At 72.0% G+C, this 3,477-nt stretch carries 1 protein-coding gene; it reads left to right on the top strand.

The genetic code is table 11. The features are described from left to right. Nucleotides 1-3,477 (top strand): type I polyketide synthase (locus tag NON19_RS32955; RefSeq protein WP_255932953.1); only part of this gene is annotated, 3,477 nt, incomplete at both ends.

Genomic DNA, 3,477 nt, shown 5'->3' with positions numbered 1-3,477 from the left:
GCACGGCCCGGCTCACCGGCACCTGGCTGCTCATCGCACCCGAGAACACGGCCACCCACGACATCACCCGCACACTCACCGAACGCGGCGCGACCGTACACCAGTTGACCCCGACCGCCACCGACCGAAAGTCGCTGACCGAGGCACTCGCGGCTGAAGGCACCCCCTTCGCCGGTGTGTTGTCGCTGCTGGCGCTGGACACCCAGCAGCCGCTGCACGTGTCCATGGCGCTGGTGCAGGCGCTGGGCGATGCCGGGATCGACGCGCCGCTGTGGCTGGCCACGCGTGGTGCGGTGGCCGTCAACCGCACCGAGCGGCTGGCGGACCCCGCGCAGGCGCTGGTGTGGGGCCTTGGCCGGGTCGTGGCGCTGGAGCAAGGTGAGCGCTGGGGCGGTCTGGTGGACCTGCCCGAGGCCGCCGACGACCGTGTGCTGGGCCGGATCGTGGCGGCGCTGGCCGGGACCGACAGTGAGGACCAGGTCGCGGTGCGGCCCTCCGGGCTGTACGCCCGCAGGCTGGTGCGTGCCTCCCTGGCGCAGACGCCCGCCGTGCGCACCTGGCGGCCGGACGGCACCGTCCTGGTCACCGGCGGCACCGGGGCACTCGGCGCGCACGTCGCCCGCCACCTCGCGGGTACCGGTGCCCGGCACCTCGTACTGACCAGCCGCCGCGGCCTGGACGCCCCCGGTGCCGCCGAACTACGTGACGAGCTGGCGGAGTTGGGCGCCGAAGCCACGATCGCGGCCTGCGATGTGGCCGACCGGGACGCGCTGGCCGCACTGCTCGCCGACATTCCCGCCGACCGTCCGCTCACCGCCGTCGTGCACACCGCCGCCGTACTGGACGACGCGGTCATCGAGGCGCTCACCCCCGAGCAGCTCGACCGGGTGCTGCGGGTCAAGGTGGACGCCACGCTCAACCTGCACGAGTTGACGCGTGACCTGGATCTGTCGGCGTTCGTGATGTTCTCGTCCTTCGCGGCGACGTTCGGCGCCCCGGGACAGGGCAACTACGCGCCGGGGAACGCGTTCCTGGACGCCTTCGCCGAGTACCGGCGCGCCGCCGGGCTGCCCGCCACCTCTGTGGCGTGGGGCCCGTGGGGTGACGGCGGAATGGCGGAGGGCGCTGTCGGTGACCGTATGCGCCGCCACGGTGTGCTGGAGATGGCACCGGAACTCGCGGTCACCGCGCTGCAGCACGCCCTGGACCGGGACGAGACCACGCTGACCGTGGCCGACATGGAGTGGAAGCGCTTCGTGCTGGCCTTCACCTCCGGCCGCCCGCGTCCGCTGCTGCACGACCTGCCCGAGGCCCGCGCGGTGATGGAGTCGCTGCGCACCGACGCCGAGGAGGAGGCGGCTGGCGGCGCGGCCCTCGTACAGAAGCTCACGGGCCTCGCGGCAACCGAACAGGAGCGGCTGCTACTGGAGTTGGTGCGCGGCGCGGTCGCGTCCGTGCTCGGCTACCAGGGCGCGGAGGCGGTGGAGCCGAACCGGGCGTTCAAGGAGCTGGGCTTCGACTCGCTGACCGCCGTGGAGCTGCGCAACCGGCTGAACGGCGCGACGGCGCTGCGGCTGCCGCCGACCCTGATCTTCGACTACCCGACACCGACCGCCCTAGCCAGGTACCTGCGTACCGAACTCTCCGGTGAGCAGGGCGCGCTACCAGCCCCGCTGCCGACCGCTGCCGCCACCGCGAGTGACGAGCCCATCGCGATCGTGGCGATGAGCTGCCGGTTCCCCGGGGACGTGCGGTCGCCGGAGGAGCTGTGGGGGTTGCTGGAGTCGGGCGGCGACGCGCTGAGCGGCTTCCCGCTGGACCGTGGCTGGGACGTCGAGGCGCTGTACGACCCCGATCCGGACGCGCAGGGCACCTCGTACACCCGCGAGGGCGGTTTTCTCAGCGACGCGGCGCGGTTCGACTCGGCGTTCTTCGGTATCTCGCCGCGTGAGGCGCTGGCGATGGATCCGCAGCAGCGGCTGCTGCTGGAAACCTCGTGGGAGGCGTTCGAGCGGGCCGGGATCGACCCGGCGACGCTGCGCGGCAGCCAGTCCGGTGTCTTCGTCGGCACCAACGGTTCCGACTACTCGATGTTGATGCAGGGCAGCGGCGAGGGCTTCGAGGGCCATCTGGCGACCGGCACCGCCGGAAGCGTGGTCTCCGGCCGTCTGTCGTACACCTTCGGGCTTGAGGGCCCGGCGGTCACCGTGGACACGGCGTGCTCGGCCTCGCTGGTGGCGCTGCACCTGGCGGTCCAGGCGCTGCGCAACGGCGAATGCGAGCTGGCGCTCGCGGGTGGTGTGACGGTGATGTCGACGCCGGGCACCTTCATCGAGTTCAGCCGCCAGCGCGGGCTTTCCACCGACGGCCGCTGCAAGGCGTTCTCGTCGGACGCTGACGGGTTCTCCCCGGCCGAGGGCGTGGGCATGCTGCTGGTCGAGCGGCTGTCGGACGCCCAGCGCAACGGCCACGCGGTGCTGGCGGTCGTACGGGGCACCGCCGTCAACCAGGACGGCGCCAGCAACGGCCTGACGGCACCGAACGGCCCCTCGCAGCAGCGGGTGATCCGCCAGGCCCTGGCGAACGCCCGGCTCAGCCCCGCCGACGTGGATGTCGTCGAGGCGCACGGCACCGGCACCTCGCTCGGTGACCCGATCGAGGCGCAGGCACTGCTGGCCACCTATGGCCAGGACCGGGACCGCCCGTTGTTGTTGGGTTCGATCAAGTCCAACATCGGCCATGCGCAGGCGGCGGCGGGTGTCGCCGGCGTGATGAAGATGGTGTTGGCGATGCGGCACGGTGTGCTGCCCAAGTCGCTGCACATCGCCGAGCCGACACCGCACGTCGACTGGTCGGCGGGCGCGGTCGAGCTGTTGACCGAGGCGCGTGAGTGGCCCGAGAACGGCCGTCCGCGCCGGGCGGGCGTGTCGTCGTTCGGGTTCAGCGGGACGAACGCGCACGCCGTACTCGAACAGGCCCCTACCGTCGAGAAGGAGACCCTCCAGGAGACACCCGATGCCGCGCCGGTCGTGCCATGGGTGCTGTCCGGCAGGAACGAGGCGGCGCTTCGCGGACAGGCCGAGCGGCTGCTCGCCCACCTCGGCACCCACGGTGACCTGCGGACCACGGACATCGGCTACTCACTGGCCACCACCCGGGCCGCACTCGACCACCGCGCGGTACTGGTCGGCCGGGACCGCGCTGACTTCCAGCGCGGACTGGACGCGCTGGCCCGGGGCGCGAGCCTGCCAAACCTCGTTGAGGGGGCCGCAGTCGGGGGCCAAGGGGTCTTCCTGTTCCCCGGACAGGGGTCGCAATGGGTAGGCATGGCCGTTGCGTTGTTGGACGCTTCACCGGTGTTCGCTGCTCGGATCGATGAGTGTGCGGCGGCGTTGGCACCGTTTACTGATTGGTCGTTGGTCGATGTGCTGCGGGGGGTTGAGGGTGCGCCGTCGTTGGACCGGGTTGATGTGGTTC

The organism is Streptantibioticus rubrisoli, from assembly GCF_024436055.1.
GTDB classification, from domain to species: domain Bacteria; phylum Actinomycetota; class Actinomycetes; order Streptomycetales; family Streptomycetaceae; genus Streptantibioticus_A; species Streptantibioticus_A rubrisoli.
This window is presented reverse-complemented; position numbering and strand designations above follow the sequence as displayed.